23 protein-coding genes and 1 tRNA gene are annotated in these 25,864 nt (G+C 63.1%); 9 read left to right on the forward strand and 15 right to left on the reverse strand.

What is annotated here, in order from left to right; translation table 11 throughout:
• Nucleotides 1-81: 81 nt before the first annotated feature.
• The 3 genes from fusA to rpsL are packed head-to-tail and all read right to left on the reverse strand — an operon-like array spanning nucleotide 82 to nucleotide 3,086.
• Nucleotides 82-2,205: an elongation factor G gene (fusA, locus tag FCT00_RS20705; protein WP_008331615.1), complete on the reverse strand. Its 2,124-nt coding sequence runs from the start codon at nucleotides 2,203-2,205 to the stop codon at nucleotides 82-84.
• 26 nt (nucleotides 2,206-2,231) lie between these two features.
• A complete protein-coding gene (gene rpsG / locus FCT00_RS20710; protein WP_008331616.1) occupies nucleotides 2,232-2,702 on the reverse strand; it encodes a 30S ribosomal protein S7 in 471 nt (156 codons plus the stop codon).
• 12 nt (nucleotides 2,703-2,714) lie between these two features.
• Nucleotides 2,715-3,086 (reverse strand): 30S ribosomal protein S12, encoded by a 372-nt coding sequence (gene rpsL / locus FCT00_RS20715; protein ID WP_138424508.1) that lies wholly within the window; start codon nucleotides 3,084-3,086, stop codon nucleotides 2,715-2,717.
• Between the two features lie 397 nt (nucleotides 3,087-3,483).
• Here rpsL and FCT00_RS20720 point away from each other — a divergent pair, with 397 nt between their 5' ends.
• Complete coding sequence (locus FCT00_RS20720; RefSeq protein WP_138424509.1) at nucleotides 3,484-4,119, forward strand: hypothetical protein; 636 nt, start codon at nucleotides 3,484-3,486, stop codon at nucleotides 4,117-4,119.
• 91 nt (nucleotides 4,120-4,210) lie between these two features.
• Here the strand turns inward: FCT00_RS20720 and rpoC are convergent, their stop codons facing one another.
• The 4 genes from rpoC to rplJ all read right to left on the reverse strand — a co-directional run bounded on the left by rpoC (nucleotide 4,211) and on the right by rplJ (nucleotide 13,874).
• A complete protein-coding gene (gene rpoC / locus FCT00_RS20725) occupies nucleotides 4,211-8,458 on the reverse strand; it encodes a DNA-directed RNA polymerase subunit beta' (RefSeq protein ID WP_138424510.1) in 4,248 nt (1,415 codons plus the stop codon).
• A gap of 53 nt (nucleotides 8,459-8,511) precedes the next feature.
• A complete protein-coding gene (rpoB, locus tag FCT00_RS20730) occupies nucleotides 8,512-12,654 on the reverse strand; it encodes a DNA-directed RNA polymerase subunit beta (RefSeq protein ID WP_008331621.1) in 4,143 nt (1,380 codons plus the stop codon).
• 259 nt (nucleotides 12,655-12,913) lie between these two features.
• Entirely contained in the window at nucleotides 12,914-13,291 is a 378-nt protein-coding gene (rplL, locus tag FCT00_RS20735; protein ID WP_008331622.1) for a 50S ribosomal protein L7/L12, read from the reverse strand.
• 70 nt (nucleotides 13,292-13,361) lie between these two features.
• Nucleotides 13,362-13,874, reverse strand: coding sequence for a 50S ribosomal protein L10 (gene rplJ / locus FCT00_RS20740; RefSeq protein WP_040884765.1), 513 nt, complete (start codon nucleotides 13,872-13,874; stop codon nucleotides 13,362-13,364).
• Nucleotides 13,875-14,646: 772 nt separating this feature from the next.
• Here rplJ and FCT00_RS20745 point away from each other — a divergent pair.
• Nucleotides 14,647-15,051, forward strand: a complete 405-nt coding sequence (locus FCT00_RS20745; RefSeq protein ID WP_138424511.1) for a hypothetical protein — start codon at nucleotides 14,647-14,649, stop codon at nucleotides 15,049-15,051.
• Between the two features lie 223 nt (nucleotides 15,052-15,274).
• A complete protein-coding gene (locus FCT00_RS20750) occupies nucleotides 15,275-16,156 on the forward strand; it encodes a hypothetical protein (RefSeq protein ID WP_138424512.1) in 882 nt (293 codons plus the stop codon).
• Nucleotides 16,157-16,243: 87 nt separating this feature from the next.
• On the opposite strand, the gene rplA is transcribed toward FCT00_RS20750, so the two are convergent.
• Both rplA and rplK read right to left on the reverse strand, forming a co-directional pair.
• A complete protein-coding gene (gene rplA / locus FCT00_RS20755; RefSeq protein ID WP_008331628.1) occupies nucleotides 16,244-16,942 on the reverse strand; it encodes a 50S ribosomal protein L1 in 699 nt (232 codons plus the stop codon).
• Between the two features lies 1 nt (nucleotide 16,943).
• Nucleotides 16,944-17,369, reverse strand: a complete 426-nt coding sequence (gene rplK / locus FCT00_RS20760) for a 50S ribosomal protein L11 (protein WP_008331629.1) — start codon at nucleotides 17,367-17,369, stop codon at nucleotides 16,944-16,946.
• Between the two features lie 214 nt (nucleotides 17,370-17,583).
• On the opposite strand from rplK, the gene FCT00_RS20765 reads away from it, so the two are divergent.
• Together FCT00_RS20765 and FCT00_RS20770 are read left to right on the forward strand one after the other, a co-directional pair.
• Nucleotides 17,584-17,967, forward strand: coding sequence for a VOC family protein (locus tag FCT00_RS20765; protein ID WP_138424513.1), 384 nt, complete (start codon nucleotides 17,584-17,586; stop codon nucleotides 17,965-17,967).
• Nucleotides 17,967-18,593, forward strand: a complete 627-nt coding sequence (locus FCT00_RS20770) for a YdeI/OmpD-associated family protein (RefSeq protein WP_138424514.1) — start codon at nucleotides 17,967-17,969, stop codon at nucleotides 18,591-18,593. The genes FCT00_RS20765 and FCT00_RS20770 overlap by 1 nt, the downstream gene beginning before the upstream one ends.
• A gap of 54 nt (nucleotides 18,594-18,647) precedes the next feature.
• Here the strand turns inward: FCT00_RS20770 and nusG are convergent, their stop codons facing one another.
• The 4 genes from nusG to FCT00_RS20790 all read right to left on the reverse strand — a co-directional run bounded on the left by nusG (nucleotide 18,648) and on the right by FCT00_RS20790 (nucleotide 21,613).
• Nucleotides 18,648-19,181, reverse strand: coding sequence for a transcription termination/antitermination protein NusG (gene nusG, locus FCT00_RS20775; protein WP_008331633.1), 534 nt, complete (start codon nucleotides 19,179-19,181; stop codon nucleotides 18,648-18,650).
• A gap of 189 nt (nucleotides 19,182-19,370) precedes the next feature.
• A complete protein-coding gene (secE, locus tag FCT00_RS20780; protein ID WP_008331634.1) occupies nucleotides 19,371-19,568 on the reverse strand; it encodes a preprotein translocase subunit SecE in 198 nt (65 codons plus the stop codon).
• Between the two features lie 85 nt (nucleotides 19,569-19,653).
• On the reverse strand, nucleotides 19,654-21,396 hold the full coding sequence (locus FCT00_RS20785) for a hypothetical protein (protein ID WP_138424515.1): 1,743 nt from the start codon (nucleotides 21,394-21,396) through the stop codon (nucleotides 19,654-19,656).
• A 141-nt stretch (nucleotides 21,397-21,537) separates the two neighbouring features.
• Nucleotides 21,538-21,613, reverse strand: a tRNA-Trp gene (locus FCT00_RS20790).
• Between the two features lie 95 nt (nucleotides 21,614-21,708).
• Here FCT00_RS20790 and FCT00_RS20795 point away from each other — a divergent pair.
• Entirely contained in the window at nucleotides 21,709-22,542 is an 834-nt protein-coding gene (locus FCT00_RS20795; RefSeq protein ID WP_138424516.1) for a class I SAM-dependent methyltransferase, read from the forward strand.
• Between the two features lie 86 nt (nucleotides 22,543-22,628).
• On the opposite strand, the gene FCT00_RS20800 is transcribed toward FCT00_RS20795, so the two are convergent.
• On the reverse strand, nucleotides 22,629-22,997 hold the full coding sequence (locus tag FCT00_RS20800; RefSeq protein ID WP_138424517.1) for an MAPEG family protein: 369 nt from the start codon (nucleotides 22,995-22,997) through the stop codon (nucleotides 22,629-22,631).
• Nucleotides 22,998-23,060: 63 nt separating this feature from the next.
• A complete protein-coding gene (locus tag FCT00_RS20805; RefSeq protein ID WP_328591404.1) occupies nucleotides 23,061-23,450 on the reverse strand; it encodes a response regulator in 390 nt (129 codons plus the stop codon).
• 168 nt (nucleotides 23,451-23,618) lie between these two features.
• Between FCT00_RS20805 and FCT00_RS20810 the strand changes: the two genes are divergently transcribed.
• From FCT00_RS20810 to cbiB, 3 genes are read left to right on the forward strand one after another with little or no spacing between them, the layout of a single operon-like run.
• Entirely contained in the window at nucleotides 23,619-23,993 is a 375-nt protein-coding gene (locus tag FCT00_RS20810) for a DUF1636 family protein (RefSeq protein WP_138424518.1), read from the forward strand.
• A complete protein-coding gene (locus FCT00_RS20815) occupies nucleotides 23,990-24,934 on the forward strand; it encodes a threonine-phosphate decarboxylase (RefSeq protein ID WP_138424519.1) in 945 nt (314 codons plus the stop codon). The genes FCT00_RS20810 and FCT00_RS20815 overlap by 4 nt, the downstream gene beginning before the upstream one ends.
• Nucleotides 24,931-25,842 (forward strand): adenosylcobinamide-phosphate synthase CbiB, encoded by a 912-nt coding sequence (gene cbiB, locus FCT00_RS20820; protein ID WP_138424520.1) that lies wholly within the window; start codon nucleotides 24,931-24,933, stop codon nucleotides 25,840-25,842. Before FCT00_RS20815 ends, cbiB begins: the two co-directional genes overlap by 4 nt.
• Nucleotides 25,843-25,864: the final 22 nt, after the last annotated feature.

The raw sequence follows: 25,864 nt of genomic DNA on the forward strand, positions 1-25,864 counted from the left end.
GATGGCCTCCTTATCATTGGCGGTGCGCCCGAGGCGCACCCTACGGGGTGGTAGGGTGCGGGGGCTCCCCCGCACCGCTGCTTATGCGTACTTCGACTGGATCTCTTCCGAGATGTTCGCCGGAACCGGTTCGTAGTGGTCGAACTGCATCGTGAACTGCGCGCGGCCCGAGGACATAGAACGCAGGTTGTTGATGTAGCCGAACATGTTGGCCAGCGGCACGAAGGCGTTGATCGCAACGGCGTTGCCGCGCGGCTCCTGCCCCGACACCTGACCACGACGGGAGGTGAGGTCGCCGATGATGTTGCCGGTGTATTCTTCCGGCGTCACAACTTCGACCTTCATCATCGGTTCGAGCAGTTTCGCACCGGCCTTGCGCAGACCTTCGCGCATGCACATCCGCGATGCGATTTCGAACGCGAGGACCGACGAGTCGACGTCGTGGAACTTACCGTCCAGCAGCGCGACCTTGAAGTCGATGACCGGGAAGCCGGCGAGCGGACCGGAGTCCATGACCGACTTGATGCCCTTTTCGACGCCCGGCACGTATTCCTTCGGAACCGCACCACCGACGATCTTCGACTCGAACGAGTAGCCTTCGCCCGGCTCGGTCGGGGAGATCACCAGTTTGACTTCAGCGAACTGACCCGAACCACCCGACTGTTTCTTGTGGGTGTAGGTGTGCTCGATCTCGTGGCCGATGGTCTCACGGTAAGCCACCTGCGGCGCACCGATGTTGGCTTCGACCTTGAACTCGCGCTTCAGACGATCGACGAGAATGTCGAGGTGAAGTTCGCCCATGCCCTTCATGATGGTCTGACCGGACTCGAGGTCGGTTTCGACGCGGAAGGAGGGGTCTTCGGCGGCAAGACGCTGAAGGCCTTGGGACATCTTCTCTTGGTCGGCCTTGGTTTTCGGCTCGACCGCGATTTCGATGACCGGATCGGGGAAGGTCATGGTTTCAAGCACGACCGGCGCGTTCGAGGCACAGAGCGTGTCACCGGTGGTGGTCTCTTTCAGACCGGCCAGCGCGATGATGTCGCCCGCGAACGCCTCTTCGATCTCTTCCCGGTCGTTCGAGTGCATCATCATCATACGACCGATGCGCTCTTTCTTGCCCTTGGTCGAGTTGAGGATGTTGTCGCCCTTGTTGAGCTTGCCCGAGTAGATGCGGGTGAAGGTCAGCGAGCCGACGAACGGGTCGTTCATGATTTTGAACGCCAGCGCCGAGAACGGCATCTCGTCGTCCGCACGGCGGGCGATGTTGCGCTCTTCGGTTTCGTCGTCCGGCGCGAAGCCCATGTAGTCGACCACGTCGAGCGGGCTCGGCAGGAAGTCGACGACCGCGTTGAGCAGCGGCTGAACGCCTTTGTTCTTGAACGCCGAACCACCCAGAACCGGAACGAATTTCAGGTCGAGGCAGCCCTTGCGGATCAGCGAACGCAGGGTCGGAATGTCGGGCTCGTTGCCTTCGAGGTATTCCATCATCGCGTCGTCGTCCATTTCGACGGCGTTTTCGATGAGGTGCGAACGCCACTCGTCGGCCAGATCCTTGAGGTCGTCACGGATCGGCTGGCGCACCCAGGAGGCGCCCAGATCTTCGCCTTGCCAGACCCACTCTTCCATGGTCACGAGGTCGACGATGCCTTCGAGCTTGTCTTCGGCACCGATCGGGAAGTTCACGGGGACCGGAGTCGCACCGGTGCGGTCCTTGATCATCTCGACGCAGTTGAAGAAGTCGGCACCGATCTTGTCCATCTTGTTGACGAACACGAGACGCGGAACCTTGTAGCGGTCAGCCTGACGCCACACGGTTTCGGTCTGCGGCTCGACACCGGCGTTACCGTCGAGCAGCGCGACGGCGCCGTCGAGAACGGCGAGCGAACGCTCGACTTCGATGGTGAAGTCCACGTGGCCGGGGGTGTCGATGATGTTGAAGCGGAACTTCGTGTCATCGGTCCCTTCTTCGGTCGGGTCTTCCTGCCACTGCCAGAAGGTCGTGGTCGCAGCCGAGGTGATGGTGATCCCCCGCTCCTGCTCCTGCTCCATCCAGTCCATTGTGGCCGCACCGTCGTGCACCTCACCGATCTTATGCGACCGGCCGGTGTAATACAGGATGCGCTCCGTGGTCGTGGTCTTGCCGGCATCGATGTGAGCCATGATGCCGAAGTTACGGTAGCGTTGGAGGGGATATACGCGTGCCATTGGAATGGGCCTCTATCGGTGTTCGGTTACCAGCGGTAATGGCTGAACGCACGGTTGGCGTCGGCCATCTTGTGGGTGTCTTCACGCTTCTTCACGGCGGTGCCGCGACCGTTGACTGCGTCGAGCAGCTCGCCGGCAAGGCGCTCTTCCATCGTGTTCTCGTTGCGGGCGCGGCAGGCGGTGATGAGCCAGCGGATCGCCAGAGCTTCACGACGCTCGGGGCGCACTTCGACGGGAACCTGATAGGTGGCACCACCAACGCGGCGCGAGCGGACCTCGACCGACGGTTTGATGTTGTCGAGCGCCTCGTGGAAGATTTCCACCGGAGCCCGCTTCACCTTGTCTTCGACGCGACCAAGCGCGTTGTAGACGATCTTCTCGGCGGCAGACTTCTTGCCGTCGACCATGAGGTTGTTCATGAACTTGGTCAGAACCTTATCGCCGTACTTGGCGTCAGGCAGAATTTCGCGCTTCTCAGCAGCGTGACGACGGGACATACCAGTCTCTCCTTACTTCGGACGCTTCGCGCCGTACTTCGAACGACGCTGCTTACGATCTTTGACGCCCTGGGTGTCGAGCACACCGCGAAGGATGTGGTAACGGACACCCGGAAGGTCTTTCACACGGCCGCCACGGATGAGCACGACGGAGTGCTCTTGCAGGTTGTGGCTTTCACCGGGGATGTAGCTGATGACTTCGTAGCCGTTGGTCAGACGGACCTTGGCGACTTTACGCATAGCGGAGTTCGGCTTATTCGGCGTCGTCGTGTAGACGCGCGTGCAGACGCCACGCTTCTGCGGGCAGGATTCCAGGTGCTGGGACTTGGAGCGTTTGACTTTGGGCTGACGCGGCTTGCGGATCAGCTGTTGGATCGTGGGCATTGGGCTTCGTTCCCCGTGTTGCAACACTTATGTTCATGGGGCGCGCGCCCCGGTTTCAGTCGACTTGCGTCTTTCGCGTCCAAAAAACGCAATGAACCGCCCCCGCCCCAGTCAGCCGGGGCGACGCGGTGGATAATCAGAGGATCGGGGCAACAAGGCCCGGATCGTGGCCACTTCATATCTGTAGACGGGCGGTCGGATACACGTATCCCTTTGCCCGGGTGCGCGCCGTATATGGGGAGTCGGATAGCTTGTCAACGCTGATGCGCCAGAATCCGCAGCACCGGCGCACAAAGCCGGAAAACCTTGCTTAAAAGCGGTTTTGGGCGGATACTCGGCCCAATTTCGAAGACCGAACAACGGTCTCGACCCTAACCGCATTTGAGGCGAGCAGACAATGAAACTTCTTCAGATTACTGCGGCTCTGGCCGCGTGCACCGCTGTTGGCGGATGCAGTATTTTCGGCGGCAGGGCCACGAACGGCCAGGGCGCCGAACTTCTCGACACATCGCCGGGGATCGACGTCTCCCGGCTGGACGACGCCACGGGCGAGGCCGATTTCCAGTCCGCGTTCCAGTATGTCCGGGGTCAGGAGGCGACCACGACCATGCCGAACTCGGGAAGCGCCGACTATCTCGGCGGCTTCGGCGCGGACGTGACCGGCGACATCGCGGGGTTCATGACCGGCGCGGTGAACATGACGGTCGAGAGCTTCAACACCGGGGTCGTCAGCGGCACGGTGGATGAAATCGCACTCTACAATGCCGATGGATCGCAGAACCGCACCTTCGCTGGTGAGGTGTTCCTGAACGGCACGGTGACAGGCACGGATCTGGCCGCGAACGGCACCGACAACATTCGCGACAACTCGACCGGTCTCGAATCCGACGCGACGCTCCGGTTCAACGGCGATTTCCGCAACCTCAAGAGCGAGGGCCGCGCGAGCGCCATGACCGGCACGACGACAGGCAGCGGCACCGGGGGCTTCGACTTCGCGCTCGACAACGGGAAGTTCTACGCGATCGAGCAATAGCGTCCGGCACCCGAACCGACGCGCGATAGCAACCTCCGAAAACAAGAAAGCCCCGCCGGATCGGCGGGGCTTTCCTTTTCATGTCAAAGCCTTAGGGCTGTTCGTCGCCGCCGGCTTCGGGCGTTTCGACCAGACCGGAATCGCCGAACGGATCGATCTCTTCCTCCGGGGCAGCCAGTGCCGCCGCCGCTTCGGCTTCGGCCCGCGCTTCTTCGATGACCTTGCGGTCACGCTCCTGCGCGATGTGACGGACCTTCATGGTCGCGCCGCCGGTGCCCGCCGGGATCAGGCGGCCCACGATGACGTTTTCCTTGAGGCCGACCAGCTTGTCGCGCTTGCCCTGCACCGATGCCTCGGTAAGAACCCGCGTTGTTTCCTGGAACGAGGCCGCCGAGATGAAGCTGCGGGTTTGCAGCGACGCCTTGGTGATCCCGAGCAGGATGGGCTGACCTTCTGCCGGACGCTTACCGCGCTCGAGAGCCTTCTCGTTCGCAGCGTCGAACTCGGCCTTGTCGACATGCTCGCCCTTGAGGAGCGTCGTTTCACCGCTTTCCATGATCTCCCACTTCTGGAGCATCTGGCGAACGATAACCTCGATGTGCTTGTCGTTGATCTTCACGCCTTGCAGTCGATACACGTCCTGCACTTCGTCGATCATGTACTCGGCCAGCGCCTCGACACCCATAATGGCGAGAATGTCATGGGGGGCGGGGTTGCCGTCCATGATGTATTCGCCCTTCTGGATGAAGTCGCCCTCGGCCACCGGGATGTGTTTGCCCTTCGGCACCATGTATTCCACGGTCTCCAGGCTCTCATCCGACGGCTCGATCGCGATGCGACGCTTGTTCTTGTAGTCGCGGCCAAAGCGCACGTAACCGTCGATCTCGGCGATGATCGCGTGATCTTTCGGACGACGCGCTTCGAAGAGTTCGGCCACACGCGGCAGACCACCGGTGATGTCCTTCGTCTTCGCGCCTTCACGCGGGATACGCGCGATAACGTCACCGGCCTGCACGTCCGACTGATCCTCGACCGACAGAATGGCGTCGACCGACATCGGATAGGTGATCGGGTTGCCCTGATCGTTGCGCACCGGCTCGCCGTCCGGACCCGCGAGGATGAGTTCGGGCTTGAGGTCCGAACCACGCGGCGCCGAACGCCAGTCCGACACGATCTTCTGGGTCATGCCCGTCGCATCGTCGGTTTCGTCCCGGACGGAGATGCCCGACACGAGGTCGACGAATTTCACCTGACCCGCCGCTTCGGCGATGATCGGGAGGGTGTACGGGTCCCACTCGAACAGCTTGTCGCCGCGCTTGATCTTCTGCTTGTCCTCGACGAACAGCTTCGAACCGTAGCCCGGCTTGTAGCTCGCACGCTCCACGCCGTTCTCATCCATGATCGCAACCTGCATGTTGCGGCCCATGATGATGAGCTCACCCGACGCGTTGGTCAGCGTGTTGGCATTGCGGAACTCGATCACACCTTCCTGACCGGCTTCCTGGAACGACTGCTGACCACCTTGGGCGATACCGCCGATGTGGAAGGTCCGCATCGTCAGCTGCGTGCCCGGTTCACCGATCGACTGCGCGGCGATGATGCCGACCGCTTCACCCACGTTCACACGGGTGCCGCGGGCGAGGTCACGACCATAGCAGTTGGCGCAGACGCCTTCGTCGGCTTCACAGGTCAGCGGCGAGCGAATGCGCATCGAGGCGACACCGGCCTCCTCGATGATGTCCGCCTTGCGCTCGTCGATCAGCTCGTTTTTGGCGACCAGCACTTCGCCGGTGGCCGGGTGCAGCACATCGTCGGCCGACACACGGCCCAGGATACGCTCGGCCAGCGTCGCGACCACTTCACCGTCGTTGACCGCAGCCGAAGCCGTGATCGCGTGCTCGGTGCCGCAGTCGATGTCACGCACGATGCAGTCCTGCGCCACGTCCACGAGACGACGGGTCAGGTAACCCGAGTTCGCGGTCTTGAGCGCGGTATCGGCCAGACCCTTACGGGCGCCGTGGGTCGAGTTGAAGTACTCGAGCACGGTAAGGCCTTCTTTAAAGTTCGAGATGATCGGCGTTTCGATGATCTCGCCCGACGGCTTGGCCATAAGGCCGCGCATACCGCCCAGCTGCTTCATCTGTGCCGGGGAACCCCGCGCACCGGAGTGCGACATCATGTAGACCGAGTTCGGCTCCATCTCGGCGCCCTTGTCGTCGACGCGCACAGCCGAGATTTCGCCCATCATCGCGTCGGCGACCTGATCGGAACACTTCGACCAGGCATCGACCACCTTGTTGTATTTCTCGCCAAGGGTGATGAGGCCGTCCATGTACTGCTGTTCGAACTCTTTCACCTGCTCGCGGACACCGTCCACGATGGTCCACTTGGAGTCCGGGATGACCATGTCGTCCTTACCGAACGAGATGCCGGCCTTGAACGCTTCCTTGAAGCCCATGGACATGATCTGGTCGCAGAAGATGACCGACTCTTTCTGACCGCAGTAACGGTAGACGGTGTCGATGACCTGCTGCACCTCTTTCTTCCGCAGAAGGCGGTTCACGAGGTCGAAGGGCGCCTTGGCGTTGAGCGGCAGGAGCGCACCCAGAAGGATACGGCCCGGCGTCGTTTCGAACCGCTGGTAAACTTCCTGACCTTCTTCGTCGATCTGCTTGATGCGGGCCGAGACCTTGGCGTGCAGGTGCACTTCACCAGCGTTCAGCGCGTGCTGCACTTCGTCCACATCGGCAAAGACCATGCCTTCGCCGACCATGCCTTTGCGCTCCATCGTGATGTAATAGAGGCCAAGGATCATATCCTGCGACGGAACGATGATCGGCGCACCGTTGGCGGGCGACAGCACGTTGTTCGTCGACATCATGAGCACGCGGGCTTCAAGCTGGGCTTCCAGCGAGAGCGGGACGTGCACGGCCATCTGGTCACCGTCGAAGTCGGCGTTGAACGCCGAACAGACGAGCGGGTGAAGCTGAATGGCCTTGCCTTCGATCAGCGTGGGTTCGAACGCCTGAATACCAAGACGGTGCAGCGTGGGCGCGCGGTTCAGAAGAACCGGGTGCTCACGAATGACTTCGTCGAGGATATCCCAGACTTCGGGGCGTTCTTTTTCGACCAGTTTCTTGGCCTGCTTCACGGTCGAAGACAGACCTTTGGCCTCGAGCCGCGAGTAGATGAACGGCTTGAACAGTTCGAGCGCCATCTTCTTGGGCAGACCGCACTGGTGCAGTTTCAGCTCCGGGCCGGTCACGATGACCGAACGACCGGAGAAGTCGACGCGTTTCCCCAGAAGGTTCTGACGGAAGCGACCCTGCTTACCTTTCAGCATGTCCGACAGCGACTTCAGCGGGCGCTTGTTGGCCCCGGTGATGACGCGGCCACGACGGCCGTTGTCGAACAGGGCGTCCACGGATTCCTGAAGCATCCGCTTTTCGTTGCGCACGATGATGTCCGGCGCGCGCAACTCGATCAGCCGCTTGAGGCGGTTGTTCCGGTTGATGACGCGGCGGTACAGGTCGTTGAGGTCCGAGGTCGCGAACCGGCCACCGTCCAGCGGCACCAGCGGGCGCAGTTCCGGCGGAATGACCGGGATCACGGTCAGGATCATCCATTCCGGGCGGTTGCCGGATTCGATGAAGCTTTCCACGACTTTCAGACGCTTGATGATCTTCTTGGGCTTCAGTTCGCCGGTCGCTTCGGCCAGATCGGCGCGCAGCGTTTCGGCCTCTTGCTCGAGGTCGATCATCGACAGCATTTCACGGATCGCTTCGGCACCGATATTCGCCTGGAAGGCGTCGGCACCATAGGTGTCCTGCGCGTCGTTGAACTCTTCTTCGGACATGAGCTGACCGTACTGAAGGTCCGTCAGACCCGGCTCGATCACCACGTAGTTCTCGAAGTAGAGAATCCGCTCCAGATCGCGCAGCGTCATGTCGAGCATGAGGCCGATCCGGGACGGCAGCGACTTCAGGAACCAGATGTGGGCGACGGGCGCGGCCAGTTCGATGTGGCCCATACGCTCGCGGCGCACCTTCTGGAGCGTCACTTCGACACCGCATTTCTCGCAGACGACGCCGCGATACTTCATGCGCTTGTATTTGCCGCAGAGGCATTCGTAGTCTTTGATCGGGCCAAAGATACGGGCGCAGAACAGGCCGTCGCGCTCGGGCTTGAAGGTCCGGTAGTTGATGGTCTCAGGCTTTTTGATTTCGCCATAGGACCACGACAGAATCCGTTCCGGCGACGCGAGCGACACCTTGATCTCGTCAAAGATCTTCTGCGACGCCAGCGGGTTGAACGGGTTGGTTGTCAGTTCCTGGTTCATTTGGATTTCCTCAAATCTGGGTTCGTTGGGGGGATGGGGTGAGGCTCAGGGCCTCACTCATCCGGCTCCCCTTCCGAATCCAGGAGTTCCATGTTGAGGCCGAGACCCCGGACTTCCTTCACGAGCACGTTGAACGACTCGGGCACGCCCGCTTCGAAGTTGTCCTCGCCCTTGACGATCGACTCGTAGACCTTGGTCCGGCCTGCCACGTCGTCCGACTTGACGGTGAGCATCTCCTGCAGCGTGTAGGCCGCGCCGTAGGCTTCGAGCGCCCAGACTTCCATCTCCCCGAAACGCTGACCGCCGAACTGCGCCTTACCACCGAGCGGCTGCTGGGTGACGAGCGAGTAGGGCCCGGTCGAACGGGCGTGGATCTTGTCGTCGACAAGGTGATGGAGCTTCAGCAGGTACTTGACGCCGACGGTGACCTTACGCGCGAATTGCTCGCCCGTGCGGCCGTCGAACAGCACCGACTGACCCGAGGTATCGAACCCGGCTCGCGTAAGGGCGTCGTTCACTTCCGGCTCTTTCGCACCGTCGAAGACCGGCGTTGCGATCGGCACGCCGCGGGTGACGTTCGAAGCCGCCTCGATCAGACGCTCTTCGTCCATGCCTTCGATGCCTTCTGCATAGACGTCTTCGCCGTAGGCATGCTTCATCGCATCCCGAACCGGGGTCAGATCGCCCGAGCGTTTGTATTCACCCAGAGCCTCGTCGATGTTCAGACCCAGACCGCGTGCGGCCCAACCCATGTGGGTTTCAAGGATCTGCCCGACGTTCATGCGCGACGGCACGCCCAGCGGGTTGAGGCAGAAGTCGACAGGCGTGCCGTCTGCGAGGAACGGCATGTCTTCCATCGGGACGACCCGCGAAATGACACCCTTGTTCCCGTGACGACCGGCCATCTTGTCGCCCGGCTGAAGCTTGCGCTTCACGGCGATGAAGACTTTGACCATCTTCATCACGCCCGGGGGCAGATCGTCGCCACGACGCACCTTCTCGACCTTGTCCTCGAAGCGGTGCTCGAGCGCACGTTTCTGTGCCTCGTACTGCGCGTTCAGAGCTTCGACCATCTGGGCGTCGGCTTCGTCCTCGAGGGCGAGCTGCCACCACTGGCCACGGCTGAGTTCACCCAGCAGCGCCTCGTCGATGACCGACCCCGATTTGACGCCTTTCGGCCCTTTCACGGCGGTTTTGCCTTCGATCATGTCACGCAGACGCGCATAGATGTTGCGGTCGAGGATGGCGAGTTCGTCGTCCCGGTCACGGGCCAGACGTTCGACTTCCTCACGCTCGATCTGAAGCGCACGCTCGTCTTTCTCGACGCCGTGACGGTTGAAGACGCGCACCTCGACGACCGTGCCGTAGTCGCCCGGCTTGACCCGCAGCGACGTGTCGCGCACGTCGGATGCTTTCTCACCGAAGATGGCGCGCAGAAGCTTTTCTTCCGGCGTCATCGGGCTTTCGCCCTTCGGCGTGATCTTACCGACGAGAATGTCGCCCGGCTCCACGTCCGCACCGATGTAGACGATACCGGCTTCGTCGAGATTGCGCAGAGCTTCCTCGCCGACGTTCGGGATGTCGCGGGTGATCTCTTCCGGTCCAAGCTTGGTGTCACGGGCGGCGACTTCGAATTCCTCGATGTGGATCGAGGTGAACACGTCATCCTGCGCGATCCGCTCGGAGATCAGGATCGAGTCTTCGTAGTTGTAGCCGTTCCAGGGCATGAAGGCGACGACGACGTTCTTGCCGAGCGCCAGTTCCCCCATATCCGTGGACGGACCGTCCGCGATGACTTCGCCCTTTTCGACGTCCTGACCCACCTTCACCAGCGGACGCTGGTTGATGGCGGTGTTCTGGTTCGACCGCTGGAACTTGCGCAGACGGTAGATGTCGACGCCCGGATCGCCCGGCTCCAGATCGGCGGTGGCACGCACGACGATACGCGTGGCGTCCACTTGGTCGATCACGCCAGCGCGACGTGCCTGAATGGCAGCGCCGGAGTCGACGGCGACCTTGCCCTCGATGCCGGTGCCGACCAGCGGCGCCTCGGCCCGCAGAAGCGGAACCGCCTGACGTTGCATGTTCGACCCCATGAGCGCGCGGTTGGCGTCGTCGTTTTCGAGGAACGGGATGAGCGAGGCGGCGACCGAGACCAGCTGCTTGGGCGACACGTCGATCAGGTCGACGCTGTCGACCGGCGCGAGGGTGTATTCGCCCGACTGGCGGGTGTTGACCATCTCGTTCACGAACTTGCCGCTCTCGTCGAGCGATGCGTTCGCCTGCGCCACGGTGTGACGCATTTCCTCGGTCGCGGACATGTAGTGGACTTCATCGGTCACCTGCCCGCCCTTGACGACGCGGTAGGGGGTTTCGATGAAGCCGTACTTGTTCACGCGGGCGAAGGTCGCCAGCGAGTTGATAAGGCCGATGTTCGGGCCTTCCGGCGTTTCAATCGGGCACATCCGGCCATAGTGGGTCGGGTGCACGTCGCGCACTTCGAAGCCTGCACGTTCGCGGGTCAGACCGCCCGGCCCGAGCGCGGAGAGACGACGCTTGTGCGTGACTTCCGACAGCGGGTTGGTCTGGTCCATGAACTGCGAGAGCTGCGAGGAGCCGAAGAACTCGCGCACGGCAGCGGCGGCCGGCTTCGCGTTGATGAGGTCTTGCGGCATCACCGTGTCGATCTCGACCGACGACATACGCTCCTTGATCGCGCGCTCCATACGGAGCAGGCCGACGCGGTACTGGTTTTCCATCAGCTCGCCGACCGAACGCACACGGCGGTTGCCGAGGTGGTCGATGTCGTCGACTTCGCCGCGCCCGTCACGCAGTTCCACCAGCGCCTTGATACAGGCGATGATGTCTTCGCGGCGCAGGGTGCGCTGCGTGTCCTCGGCGTCGAGGTTCAGACGCATGTTCATCTTCACCCGGCCCACGGCGGACAGGTCGTAACGCTCGCTGTCGAAGAACAGCTGGTCGAACAGGGTCGATGCGGCTTCGACGGTGGGCGGCTCGCCCGGACGCATGACGCGGTAGATGTCCATGAGCGCGGTGTCGCGGTTCATGTTCTTGTCCGCGGCCACGGTGTTGCGGATGTAGGGGCCGACGTTGACGTTATCGATGTCGAGCACCGGAATATCGGTGATGCCCGCGTCGATCAGCTCTTTTGCCGAACCGCCGATCAGATCGCCGTCCTTGTCGTATTCCAGCGTCAGCTCGTCACCGGCCTCGACGTAGATCGCGCCGGTTTCCTCGTTGATGATGTCCTTGGCGACATAGCGGCCGACGATGTTGTCGAACGGCACGAGGATGTTCTTCACCGTGCCTTCGTCGATCAGTTTCTTGACCGCGCGCGGCGTGACCTTCTTGCCGGCCTCGAACAGGATCTCGCCGGAATCCGCGTCGACGATGTCCATGTTCGGACGGGTGCCGCGAATACGCTCGGGGAAGAACTTGGTGACCCAGCCCTTGTTCTTCTCAAGGGTGTAGTCGACCGTGTTGTAGTAGGCATCCATGATGCCTTCCTGATCCAGCCCGAGAGCATAGAGCAGGGTCGTCACCGGAAGCTTCCGGCGGCGGTCGATGCGCGCGAAGACGATGTCTTTCGCGTCGAATTCGAAGTCGAGCCACGAGCCGCGGTAGGGAATGATGCGGCAGGCGAAGAGCAGCTTGCCCGAGCTGTGGGTCTTGCCTTTGTCGTGGTCGAAGAAGACGCCCGGCGAACGGTGCATCTGGCTGACGATGACGCGCTCGGTCCCGTTCACGATGAACGTCCCGTTCGGGGTCATGAGCGGCATGTCACCCATGAACACGTCTTGTTCCTTGATGTCCTTCACCGACTTGGCGCCGGTATCCTCGTCCACATCGAACACGATGAGGCGCAGGGTGACCTTCAGCGGCGCCGAATAGGTCATGTCGCGCTGCTGGCACTCTTCCACGTCGTACTTGGGATGCTCGAGCTCGTAGCGGACGAATTCCAGCGTCGCCGTCTCGTTGAAGTCCGAAATCGGGAAGACCGACTGGAACACGCCTTTGATGCCTTCGCCGTCAGCGGGCTCGGGCTGGTCGCCGGAGTTGAGGAAAAGATCGTAAGAGGCCTTCTGGACTTCGATCAGGTTCGGCATCTCCAGCACTTCGCGGATTTTGCCGTAGTATTTACGAAGACGTTTCTGGCCGAGGTAGGACTGCGCCATAAGGTGGACACCTTTGTTGCTTTCTCACTGACGCGCGGGGCCGCCGGGGCACCGGCCTGCACGCCGTTCGAAACGGGGGTTCGGATCCATACCTGGAAACCTTCCCACAGGTTTCCGCCCGATCCTTGAACCGCGCCTTGGGGAAGGTCACCGAAGCGGATGCTTCGCGAATGGCCCTCGCCAAGACAGGTTCGGCTGGACCCGGATTTCTCCGGACCCAGCCTCGATATCGTAGGGTGGGTGCGAACCCACCTCGCCCTTAGGCCAGCTCGACTTCGGCGCCTGCCGCTTCCAGCTTGCCTTTGATGTCTTCGGCTTCCGCCTTGTCGACACCTTCTTTGATCTTGCCGCCGGCTTCGACCAGGTCTTTGGCTTCTTTCAGGCCAAGACCGGTGATGCCGCGAACTTCTTTGATGACGGCGATTTTGTTGCCGCCAGCCGACTTGAGAACGACGTCGAATTCGGTCTTCTCTTCAGCAGCTGCACCGGCGTCGCCACCAGCAGGGCCGGCCATCATGACAGCGCCGCCAGCAGCGGGCTCGATGCCGTATTCTTCTTTGAGGATCTCTTTGAGTTCCTGAGCTTCGAGAAGGGTCAGACCCACGATCTCTTCAGCAAGTTTCTTCAGATCAGCCATAGTACTGTTTCCGTTCTTTCAGATGTGTTCCAACGTGAGCGATTGCAACGCTACGTCGGCCTCAGATTGCTTACGCAGCCTTTTCCTCGATGGTGGAAAGGATGGATGCGATGTTCGAAGCAGGAGCGCCAATGGCACCGGCGATGTTCGACGCGGGCGCGCCAATGCACGATGCGATCTGAGCGAGAAGCTCTTCACGCGACGGCATTTTGGCGACACGGCCGACACCAGCGGTGTCGAGTGCTTCCTCACCCATAGCACCACCGAGGATCACGAGCTTCTCGTTATCCTTGGCGTACTTATCCATGACCTTGGCCGCAGCCACGGGGTCTTCGGAATAGGCGAGGACAGTCATGCCTGTCAGGTACTGGGCGATCGAAGCCGCCGGTTTGCCTTCCAGAGCGATCTTGGCGAGCCTGTTCTTGGCGACACGCACCGAACCACCCACGTCACGCATTTGTGCGCGGAGGTCCTGCATCTCAGCAACCGTGAGACCTTCGTAGTGGGCAACCACAACGACGCCAGAGCTTTCGAAGATCTGGCCGAGTTCCTCGACCACTTTCTCTTTCTGGGCTCTATCCACAGTTTCACTCCAAGTATGGAGGGTGCGACCCCTCCGGCTCTATTTACACCGGGTGCAGGCACCCGATGGTCGGGTCCTTACGGGTCCGTCCAAGATCACCCGAGGCACCCCGAAAGGCGGCCCGAAGAAATCTGGTTCTTTCCCGTCTCAGGCAGGATTTATGGATTGCTCCACCCACCTTCTCGGACGAATCGTCGGACGCACGGACAGAGTCAGGGCGTCAGACCCGGCGGGGTGTAGAGCGGATTCGGTGAAAAGGAAAGGGGGAAATTGCCACGAGCGCGTGATAGGCCATCACGCGCGTCCCGGTCCCCTCGAATGTACAATAAGTATAACATGCCACATCGCACACGGCGAGACATTTGTGCCCGCCCCGGTTGAGCGTGGCCTCTTTGCACGCGGAAAGACCATATTTCGCAGGCGGGCGGATGCCCCTGCCCCGCCCGCGTCGCCCCCTTAATCGGTCGGGCGGCACACCCCGGCATTGTCGAAACCTCGCAATAGGGCGGTGCCGTGCCCGCGCAATGGCTCGGCGCGCAGTTGTGAACCCGTCACTCATCGAGGCACCGTCTTGACCGCGAGACACGGCGCCCGCGCATCGAGATACACAATCCCGCCATTCCCGCGCCTTTTCGCCACCACGGGCGCCGCTGAAATCCGCCGTGAAAACACCCCCGAGGCACCACAGGAAAGTTATATCTCGACCGCAAATTACGGTTATTCAGATCGCATCAAGGTTAATGCGACCACCGCATAGCAAGGGACAGACAGAATGAACGCAGATTTCGAACTTGAGAATATGCCGGCCGCCAAGCGGCGCCGGCTCGGCCATTTCCTGTCGGATACCTCCGGCGCCGTGACCGTCGACTGGGTGGTGCTCACCGCCGCGATCGTCGGCATCGGCACCGCTGTTTTGCTGTCCGTATCGGGCGGCACGAATGCTCTGGCCGACAAGACCAGCACCGCAATCTCGGAAGTCGAAGTTGCGGGACTGGGAGAAACCGGCAACGAATGGGACATCGACGCCCCGGCAAACGGATTTCTCGATTGCGAAGGCGCGACCTGTTACCGGAGCGACTACGACACCGGCCAGACGTCGTCCTTCCCCAACACCTACGGGAAGAACTTCATCTCCGACTATTCGGGCGGCGAAACCACGCGCTTCTACGAATATTGATACCGCCGGACAGACACGAAAAAAGGGCGCCTCGCGGGGCGCCCTTTTTTGTTGGCTGAACCGCAAGGTCTTCATATCTCGCGAATGCCGCCGATAGTGGGCGGCGCGATCCGCGCCTGCTTCCGGCCTCTGGATGGACAGGTCACGCAAGCCTCACCTAACATGGGCCGCATTCCATTCGGCCCCATTTGATCGCTCTATTTGAAAGACAGGACATTTCCGCATGTCGGGACCAGACAAGACTCTCGCCATCATCGGTCTCGCCCGGAACACCGCGCCCCACCTGCCCGGAGCCTTCGCGATGATGGAACGGCTGGCCGCTACCGTCACGCTCGAGCGCGTCATCATCGTCACGAACGACAACGACGACGGCACCGATGCCGTGCTCAATCAAGCCCGGCACGGACCTTTGCCGCTGACCATCATCAACATGGACGGGTTGGCATCCGAACACGAGCAGCGGGTGGATCGGCTTGCAGTCGCGCGGCAGGCGTCGCTGAAGGCCCTTTTCGCGTCCCCGTCCGTGCCCGACTTCACGCTGATCCTCGACATGGATGGGTTGAACAACACGCTGGACCCGGTCGTCGTCAAACGCCTGATGGATGACGCGCACGGCGACTGGCAGGCGGTGTTCGCGAACCAGCCCAACGCCTATTTCGATATCTACGCGCTCCGACGGCCAAACTGGTGCGACTACAATTTCATGCCGAAACTGAACCACGAGTGGAAGCAGGTCGCCGGACGCCCGAGGTTCAAAAAGCTTCTCAGCCGCCTCAACCCGTTCGACCGAACGCCCAGATCGCGGCAGGAGCTGAAAATCCGGTATGTCCACCGGCTTCAATACAAAATCCCTGCGGATTATCCGTGGATCGAAGTCGACTCCGCCTTCGGTGGGGCGGGGCTGTATCGCACGGCGGCGTTGCGCGGCAAAACCTATCGGTCCCGCGGAAGTCAGGGCATGGTGATATGCGAGCATGTGTCGCTCCACGCCCAGATGCGCGCCGAGGGGGGAAGGTTGTTCATCGTGCCGTGGTTCCTGAACGAAAACCATGAACATCTCGACGCGGCCAGCGGCAGGACATTCCCGAGAGAGCTCTTGACCTGACGCGCGGTGTCGCAGCCGGGCGTCCGTCCACGGCACGAAAAAGGGCGCCCCGAAAGGCGCCCTTCGTCATTCTGTCTTTCCGTCGGCTCAGTTGCCGGTGGCGTTCTCGACGTCGATCGAAACGCCCGGTCCCATCGTCGACGAGATCGAGACCTTTTTCAGGTACGACCCCTTCGCGCCGGCCGGCTTGGCTTTCGACACGGCGTCCACGAAAGCGCGGACGTTCTCGGCCAGCTTACCTTCGTCGAACGAGGCTTTGCCGATCCCGGCGTGGACAATGCCCGCCTTCTCGACCTTGAACTGAACCTCACCGCCCTTGGCGGCTTCCACGGCTTCCTTGATGTCCATGGTCACGGTGCCGACCTTCGGGTTCGGCATCAGGTTGCGCGGACCCAGAACCTTACCCAGACGGCCGACGACGGGCATCATGTCCGGGGTGGCGATGCAGCGGTCGAAGTCGATCTTGCCGCCTTGCACGGTTTCCATCAGGTCTTCGGCGCCCACGATGTCGGCGCCAGCGGCCTTGGCTTCCTCAGCCTTGTCGCCACGGGCGAAGACGGCCACGCGGACCTCTTTGCCGGTGCCGTTCGGCAGGCTGACCTTGCCACGGACCATCTGGTCGGCGTGACGCGGGTCGACGCCGAGGTTCATGGCGATCTCGACCGACTCGTCGAACTTGGCCGATGCGTTGGCTTTCACCAGCGCGACGGCTTCCTCGACGGTGACGAACTCTTTGCCCGCGAAAGCTTCGCGGGCAGCGGCGGTGCGTTTTCCGAGCTTTGCCATCTTACTTCACCTCGATGCCCATGGAGCGGGCGGAACCCAGGATGATCTGCATCGCAGCTTCGACGTCGTTCGCGTTCAGGTCTTTCATTTTCGCTTCCGCGATTTCCTTGACCTGAGCGGCGGTCACGGTGCCCACGGTCTCACGACCCGGGTTGTTCGCGCCCGACTTCAGCTTGGCGGCCTTCTTCAGGAAGTACGACGCCGGCGGCGTCTTGATGTCCATCGTGAAGGACTTGTCCTGATAGTAGGTGATCTCGGTGGGGCAAGGGGCACCCTGCTCCATCTCCTGCGTCTTGGCGTTGAACGCCTTGCAGAATTCCATGATGTTGATGCCGCGCTGACCCAGGGCGGGGCCCACGGGCGGCGACGGGTTGGCTTGACCTGCAGGGATCTGCAGCTTCATCTTGCCAGCAAGTTTCTTGGCCATCCGGCCTCTCCTTCTTCCAACAGCCTCAGGGCGCGCCCGTCAGCTTGATGTTGCCGTGGTCAGGTCCGACGATCGCGACCGCCTCGCCTCCCACACGAATAGGACAGGGATCACTCTCGGGCGTCCCTGAACGGGGCGGCAATACGCAACTCGGGCACACATTGCAAGCGATTCCCCCCTTTTGGGTCGGCCCCGCGCAGGCTAGCGTTCCGCCATGAAGTATTCCGTCTCCATCGACGTGCCCGACCTATCCAAAGGCATCGCGTTCTACACCGATGTCTTCGGCGTGCAGGAGGTCGCCCGGCCCATCGAAACCTACGCCGTCCTGCGCGGCAGCGGCGGACAGGCATTCGGGATCATCCAGAAACCGGAAGGCTCACAGCCCGCGCCCGAAACGGACGACCGCCGTCACTACACCCGCCACTGGACGCCCGTTCATATGGACATCGAGGTCGACGATTTCAAAGAAACGCTCGACCGTCTGACAGCCGCAGGCGGCACCGTCGAACAGGTCTTCGACATGGAGAACCGCCCCAAGACCGCCTTTTGCGCCGACCCGTTCGGCAATGGCTTCTGCCTGATGGAGACCCGCGACTGATGGCGATGATTACCGACATCGAAGACTACTTCACCCGTGGCTGCGGCCGTTGCGACCGCTTCGACACCCCGGACTGCTCGATCCAGCAGTGGAAAGAGGGCCAGAACAAGCTGCGGCAGATCTGTCTCGACATGGGCCTGTCAGAACACGTGAAATGGGCGCATCCCGTCTACATGCACGCGGACCGAAACATCGCGATGATGGGCGCGTTTCGCGGCGACTACCGCTTCACCTTCATGAACGGCGGCCTTCTGAAAGACCCCGAGGGGGTGCTGGAAACCGCCGGGCCGAACTCGGTCGTGAAGAACGTGCTCTACTTCACCACGAACGACGGCCCCGCGAAGATGGAGCCGATCATCCGAGCCTACCTTGCCGAGCTGATGGATTACGCCGAGCGCGGCGTGAAGCCCCCCAAGGTCGAGCGCGAGATCGAGATGCCCGACGAACTGGTCGAGGCGCTGGACGGCGACCCCGAGCTTGCCGAAGCCTTCTTCGCACTCACGCCGGGGCGGCAGAAAAGCTATGCCTTCAACTTGGCTCAGGCCAAGAAGCCCGAGACCCGCTTTGCCCGGATCGAAAAGTTCCGCGACAAGATCTTCGCGGGCAAGGGCGCGATGGAACGGTAGACATGCAAAAGGCGCCACAGGGTCGCGGCGCCTTTCCGAAATTCCGGCAGGGGATCAGCCCTGCTTGGACACCTGCGTGTATTCCAGCTCGACCGGAGTGGCGCGACCGAAGATCGACACCGACACCTTGAGGCGCTGGTTGTCCTCGTCCACGCCCTCGACCATGCCGTCGAAGCCCTCGAACGGGCCGTCGGTGACCGCGACCTTTTCGCCGATCTCGAAGGTGATGAGCGTACGCGGCGCTTCCACGCCCTCCTCGACGCGGCCCAGGATCGCTTCGACCTCGGCATCGCGCATCGGCATCGGGCGGCCCTGCGGCCCGAGGAACCCGGTGACGCGGTTGATCGAGTTCACGAGGTGATAGCCCTCGTCCGACATTTCCATGTGGACCAGCACGTAGCCGGGCATAAAGCGGCGCTCGGTCGTGACCTTCTTGCCGCGGCGCACTTCGATGACTTCTTCGGTCGGAACGAGCACTTCGTCGATTTCGTCTTCCAGCCCGGCTTCCGCCACGGAGGTCTTGATCTGCTCGGCGATCTTCTTCTCGAAGTTCGAGAGAACGCTCACCGAATACCACCGTTTCGCCATCGTGCTTGTCCTGTTCCTGCGGGCGACGCGAGCCGCCTTTTTCAACTTTTGCCCCGGACTTAAAAAACGGGCGTGCAACTCGAATCATTGCACGCCTCATGGGGAATGGTGGGTCAGATACCCCCCTCTCGCCGGATTTTCAAGCCTCGGCGCGCCAAGGCCCGATCCCGCGAAAGGCCGGGGGACGTGTCAGCCGAGGAAGGACAGGAGCCCAGTCAGACCCGAGCGGATCGCAAGGTCGACGAGCGAGAAAAACACGGCGACCAGCGCGGTCAGCGCGATGACCATGCCCGAGGTCAGCATGACTTCGCGGCGGGTCGGCCAGGTGACTTTCGACACCTCGGAACGGACCTGCTGAATGAACTGGAACGGGTTGGTTCTTGCCATGATCGTGCCTTCTCGTGAACGAGGGGCAGATACGCCACCGGGCGCGGGTTTTCAACCCGCATCCGCATGTTCGCGCCCTTCGCCCTTATCTCAGCGCGCGCGCCTGTTCCGCGAAACGGTCGAACGGGTCCGCTTTCATCCGGTCGCGCATGTCCGCGTTGACCGCCGTCGGGGTGGACGGCTTGCCGCGCCCCGCCGACTTCACCCAGGCGCGGCTGCCAGACAGGCGCTCGGCCGCCTTCTGCACAGGCTGGGGCGTGGCCCCTGTCGCCGGGTCCGCGACACGCGGGATGATCTGCGGCGCATCGCCTTTTGCATTTCGCGACTTGCCCAGCCCGCTCAGGACCGAAAGCGCCATGAGAAAACCGGCAACGGCGAACAGCGGCATCGGTTGGGCGAACGGATCGAAACCGTTGATCGGCAGGCTCACCAGGGCCGTGCCCTTGGAGTTCAGGTAACCGATCACGGCGAGCAGGGCTGCAAGGCCGAAAAGCGCCCGTGCCCCTTTGCCCCTACGCGCGGGCTTTGGGCGCGCAGGCGCGAGTTCAGGCTCCGGCTCGCCCGCCGCTGTCGCCAACGCCGGTTCGGGTTCGGCACTGTCAACGATCGTGCCCACCGATCGGTCACCGCGCAGAATCGCGCGCAGATCATTCATCGACAAGCCGGCGGCCCGCATCGCTCTCTGACGTGAACCGATCCGGACGAAAAACGCGAAGACCGCCCCGATGGCGAACAGCGCGAGCAGGGCGGACCCGAGGAGCGCCGCGAGCACCGCGAAGTCCTGCCCGTATTTCTGAGCCACCACCCAGACGCCCGAACCCGCGGCGACGGCAAGAAGCACGAGCCGGACGAGCGTTTTCCTGAAATGTCCCTTCAGCGCAAAATGCGCGGCGACCGCCGCCTCGGCCTCGCCCGTCAGCACGCGTTCCGGCGCGGCTTCGGCCCCCTCCGCCGCGTCGCCCGGCGCCTGGACCGGCGCGCCACGGGTCGCCAGCCGCCCAAGCGGGCTGTCGGGTGAGATGTCCTTCGACAGTTCGACGTCGCGACGCTTGGCCTTGAACGTGTAATCGTAATCAAGCGCCTTGTTGGCCCCGGCCGGCGGCTGCACCTGCACGGCCTTGCGCGGGTCGATGGCGCGGGACGCCTCGCTCGGCTTGCGCCCCCAGCCGAAGACGCGCTTGGCGAGACCCAACAGGGCGATGGCCAGCGCGGCGGCCCAGAACTGCTTGCGCGCCAGCTCCGGCGCGCCCTGCGCGGCCAAGGCCGCTTCCCGCCCCGCAAGAAAGGGTTCGAGGTAGAAGAAGTCGTCAGCCTTTCGCAGACCCTGTTCTTCGATGGCATCCGAAACCATCGAGGACATGGAATCATACCCTGAGGCGAACCCGCCTAGCCGGAACAGGGGCTCCTCCTTCTGATAGGACACGATGTAATCTTCGATGTGATCGACGAAGTAATCCTTGTCGCGCTCGGTGAGCACGATCGCCGCCCGCACGGTCCGCGACGACGGATCGTCGCCCATGCCGAACACCATGTAGAGATACCGCTCCGAGGTTTTCACCCCGTTCGTGCGCTTGGTCAGCGTGTAGTTGTAGTCGGTGTTGATCCAGCCCAGCACGTTCACTTCACCGGCAGGCCCGATATGCACGTCCTCGTCGAATAGCGACAGATCGACGGGAAACGGCGCGCCAAGATCCAGCGCGGCCTCACGCTCCGCTTCGGTCTCGAGTTCGTGCTTGTAGACCTCGTTCCCCAGATACGCCACGCCGCCCGCGATCGGGACATAGGCCCACCACGGCAGCAGGAAAAAGAGGATGATCAGCCTTTGCACGCCAGAACCCCGAAGCAAACTCGCCACACACAAGACAACAGGCGAAATCGGGCGTGATTGGGGCCGACACGGGGAAAATGCGGGGGAATCGGCCCCACCGATGCGGCAAACCGTAGCAATTCAATGCTTTGCGGAAGGTGGTGGCAGGGGCAGCAGGGTTCGAACCCGCGACCTACGGTTTTGGAGACCGTCGCTCTACCAGCTGAGCTATACCCCTAGGACCGGGCTGGGAGATACGACAGCCCGCCGCCCGTTTCAAGGGCAATTCGCGCCCGGCTTGGCGGGTCATGGGCGCCGTGCTAATCGCATTCCATGACATTGCGCGACACGTCCGTTTTCGACGAAAGCCCGTGGCTGGCGGGCGGGCCCGACCGGCTCGGTCCGGCCAGAGCGGTCCCGACCATGCTGGCCCATGAAGAGGAACTTCTGCTCTACTGGCTCACCGCCGCATGGGCGCAAGGCACCGGCGCGGTCGTCGATCTGGGGTGTTTCGCGGGCGGGTCGACCGCGCGGCTGGCCGAAGGTCAGCGGGAGGCCGGGCATAGTGCGCCCATCCACGCCTACGACCGGTTCGGCGCGGACGAGGCGACGAAGCGCCGGTTTCTCTACCCCGCCGGGGTCGCCCGGTTCGAGGGCGAAGACCTGCTTCCGGCCGCGACGGCGCTTCTTAGCCCGTGGCAGGATCGCATCTCGCTTCACAAGGAAGACCTGAAAGACACGGTCTGGCCGGGTGAACCCATCGAAATCCTCGTGGTGGACGCCTCCAAATCGACCGCGACGCTGGACGCCATCGCGCGCAGGTTCTACCAGGCGCTCCAGCCCGGTGCCATCGTCGTGCACTGCGGCGCGATGCATTGGCGCGAGCCGTGGGTAATGGCCCAGATGCTGCTCATGCGCGACTGGTTCACCCCGCTCGCCCATGCCCATGACACGACCTTCGCCTTTCATGTGACGCGAACGCCCGACTCGCGCGCGATCGAGGAAGGGCTGACGACGGGACTTCGCGACAAGGCTCTTGCGGCGATCCTGAATTCGAACCGCGCCCTGTTCGAGGATTATGGCACCACCGACCAGCTCGACACGATGCTGGCCGCCATCGCGGCCTCACCCGGCGTGCGCGACGCATGGAAGATGTCACGCCCCTGACCCCTTCTTCGGTCTACAAATACCTCGGGGAGGTCTGGAGGGGCTGGCCCCTCCAGCGGGTCGGGGCAGCTTGCTGCCCCGAAACCTCAGACCAGCGCGAAGGCCATCATCAAAAGCCCGACGACCGCCACCACCCAGGCCAGCGTGCGCAGGCCGGGGATCGCGACCATGTAGAGCGGCAGATACGCCACCCGCGCCAGCACGAAAATCGCCGCGCCCAGCGTGGCGTCGGCGTCCCGCACCACCGCGAGCAAGGCCAGCACGATGAAGACCGGCAGGCTTTCCTGCCAGTTGGCAAGGGCGCGGCGCGCGCGGCCCGTCACCGGCGACGGCTCGGGCAGATCGTCCCGCCCGCCCATATGGCGCGACACGCCTTCGGTCGGGAAAAACAGCATCGTCGGGGTGAAGACATAGACCGCGTGCAGGATCAGCGCGGCGAAAATCCAGAACAACATGAAACTCTCCTCCGTTCACGGGGGCGAGCGTAGCGGTGCGCAGGCGATCCGCCAATTGTCGTGTCAGTGCTTGGCCACCCTGTCGCCGTGATGTGACACGATGGTCGCAAGGTCCTCGGGCGGGGTCTTGGACGGCAGGAAGGCGCAGGCATTGGGGCTCATCGAAAACACCAGCCCGTCCGAGAAAAAGGACGACGCGGTGACGAACACGACCTTGGCGGCCGGATGCCGGTAAGCGGCGTAATCCGCCACGGCCATCGCGCCCGAACCCGGCAGGTCGAGGTCCGCGACGATCATGTCGACATGCCCTTCGCGCAGGCGGTCGAATCCGGCCTCGGCCGTCTGGGTCAAGGTCACCCTCGCCCCTTCCCGTTCCAGATGCCTTTGCCAAAGGCGTCCCAGATCCGGATCCGTTTCTACGATCAGGACATCCAAAGAATCACTCGGCTTCACTCGCTTTCCGGTTGCGTGTGTAACCTCACTCTACACCATGCGCATCACCACGGGAAATTAACGTTTCCCTACGGGTTTGGAAACCTGACCCGATAAACTTGGATAACGGCCCGGTCCCATTGCTTTCGGGGCCGATTTGGGTTTCATGCGGGGCGCGAAAGGACCGCTATGACACCGACCTGGATCACCATCTGCGACACCTGCAAACGCGACGACTGGGCCGCGAAGGGGGTCGAGCGCACCGACGGGCAGGCGCTTGCCGAATTGGTCGAAGCCGCCGCCGACGGCACCGCGCTGCGTGTTCGACGCACGAGTTGCCTGATGGGATGCGATCACTCCTGCAACGTCGCGGTGCAGGCAGCCGGAAAGCTGAACTACACACTCGGGCGGTTCGAGCCCACGGGCGAGGCGGCGCAGGGCATCGTGGACTGGGCCGTTCTGCATTCGGAAAGCGAAACCGGGCAGGTGCCCTACCGGACGTGGCCGGTCGCGGTGAAGGGGCACTTCGTCACGCGTCATCCCCCTCTGCCCGAGGGCGAATGACCACGCCGCGCGATCACGGCGGCGGTCTCGATGCCGCCATTGCCCGTTTCGGCGGCACCCGCGCGGATTGGATCGACCTGTCGACCGGCATCAACCCCCGGCCCTACCCGCTCCCCCCCATCCCCGCCGAAGCCTGGCAGGCCCTGCCCGACCGCGCCGCGATGGACGCGCTGGAAGCCGCCGCGCGCGACTTCTGGATGGTCCCGGCCGGTGCCGCCGTTCTGGCCGCCCCCGGCGCCTCCGCCCTGATCGCGCGCATCCCGGCACTGGCGCCCAAGGCCCGCGTGCAGATCGCGGAACGCACCTACAACGAACACGCCGCCGCCTTCGACATCGCAGGGTGGGAGGTTGTGCGCTCCGGCCCCGCCGAGGCCCGCGTCGTCGTCCATCCGAACAACCCGACGGGCATGCTGTGGAGCGGTGACGACCCCGACCCCCGCACACTCACCGTGATCGACGAAAGCTTTTGCGACATCGCTCTGGGCAACACCCACGTGCGCGGTAAGGCCACCGAACCCGGCACCCTCATTCTGAAATCGCTCGGGAAATTCTGGGGTCTTGCAGGTCTGCGGTTGGGTTTCGCCATCGGCGACCCAGCGTTGATCGACCGCTTGCGCGACATGCTCGGCCCGTGGCCCGTCTCCGGCCCCGCGCTGATCGCTGGCCGCGCCGCACTCGAAGACATGGACTGGGCCAACCGCACGCGCCAGCGGCTTCACGTCGACGTCGCCCGCCTCGACGCCATGATGCAGGCCAAAGGGGCCGAGGTCGTGGGCGGCACCGCGCTTTTCCGGCTCTACGATGTGGGCGACGCGGCAGCGTGGCAGGACCGGCTCGCCAAATCCCACGTCTGGACCCGCGTGTTTCCCTACGAACCCCGGTGGATGCGCTTGGGTCTCCCACCCGAGCACGGCTGGGACCGATTGGAGGCCGCGTTGTGAGCTTCGCCGCCGTCCTGATCCTCGCCCTGCTGATCGACGCCGTGGCGGGTGAGCCGGAGGAGATCTGGGGGCGCGTCCCGCATCCTGCCGTGCTGATGGGCCGCGCGGTCGGCTGGTGCGACGACAAGCTGAACGCGGGCAAAGGCCGGCTGATGACCGGCGCGGTCACCATCGCCGCGCTCGCGGGCCTCGCCGCCACGCTGGGCTGGATGCTCGGCCAGATCGGCTGGCTGGTCGAGGCGCTCGTCGCCGCGATCCTCCTCGCCCACCGCTCCCTCGTCGATCATGTCGAAGCGGTGGCCGACGCCCTCACCCGGTCGCTGGGTGACGGCAAACGCGCCGTGGCGCAGATCGTGGGCCGCGACACCACGGACATGGACGATGCCGATGTCGCCCGCGCCGCGATCGAAAGCGGGGCCGAGAATTTCTCCGACGGGGTCGTGGCCCCTGCCTTCTGGTTCCTCGTCGCTGGGCTTCCCGGCCTGTTGGCCTACAAGATGGTGAACACCGCCGACAGCATGATCGGCTACCGCACCCCGCGCCACGAACAGTTCGGCAAGGCCGCCGCGCGGCTGGACGACGTGCTGAACTGGATTCCCGCGCGGATTTCCGCTGGCCTCATCTTCCTCATCAATCACCGCCCCGGCGGCTGGGCCACCATCGCCGCCGATGCGCCCCTGCACCGCTCGCCCAACGCGGGCTGGCCCGAAGCCGCGATGGCCGTGAGCCTTGATGTGGCGCTGTCCGGGCCGCGCAGCTACGAGGGCGCGCGGCGCGATTTTCCCTTCGTCAACGAACACGGCGAACGCGACATCGGCGCGCCCGAGATCGACCGCGCCGTGTCGGTGCTTTGGCGCGCATGGGTCGCCCTTCTCGTTCTCGTGTTCATCATCGCGGTTGTCTGGTGAGCCCGGTTTGCTAGGGTCGCAG

This window comes from Maritimibacter alexandrii, from assembly GCF_005871115.1.
Lineage (GTDB): Bacteria > Pseudomonadota > Alphaproteobacteria > Rhodobacterales > Rhodobacteraceae > Maritimibacter > Maritimibacter alkaliphilus.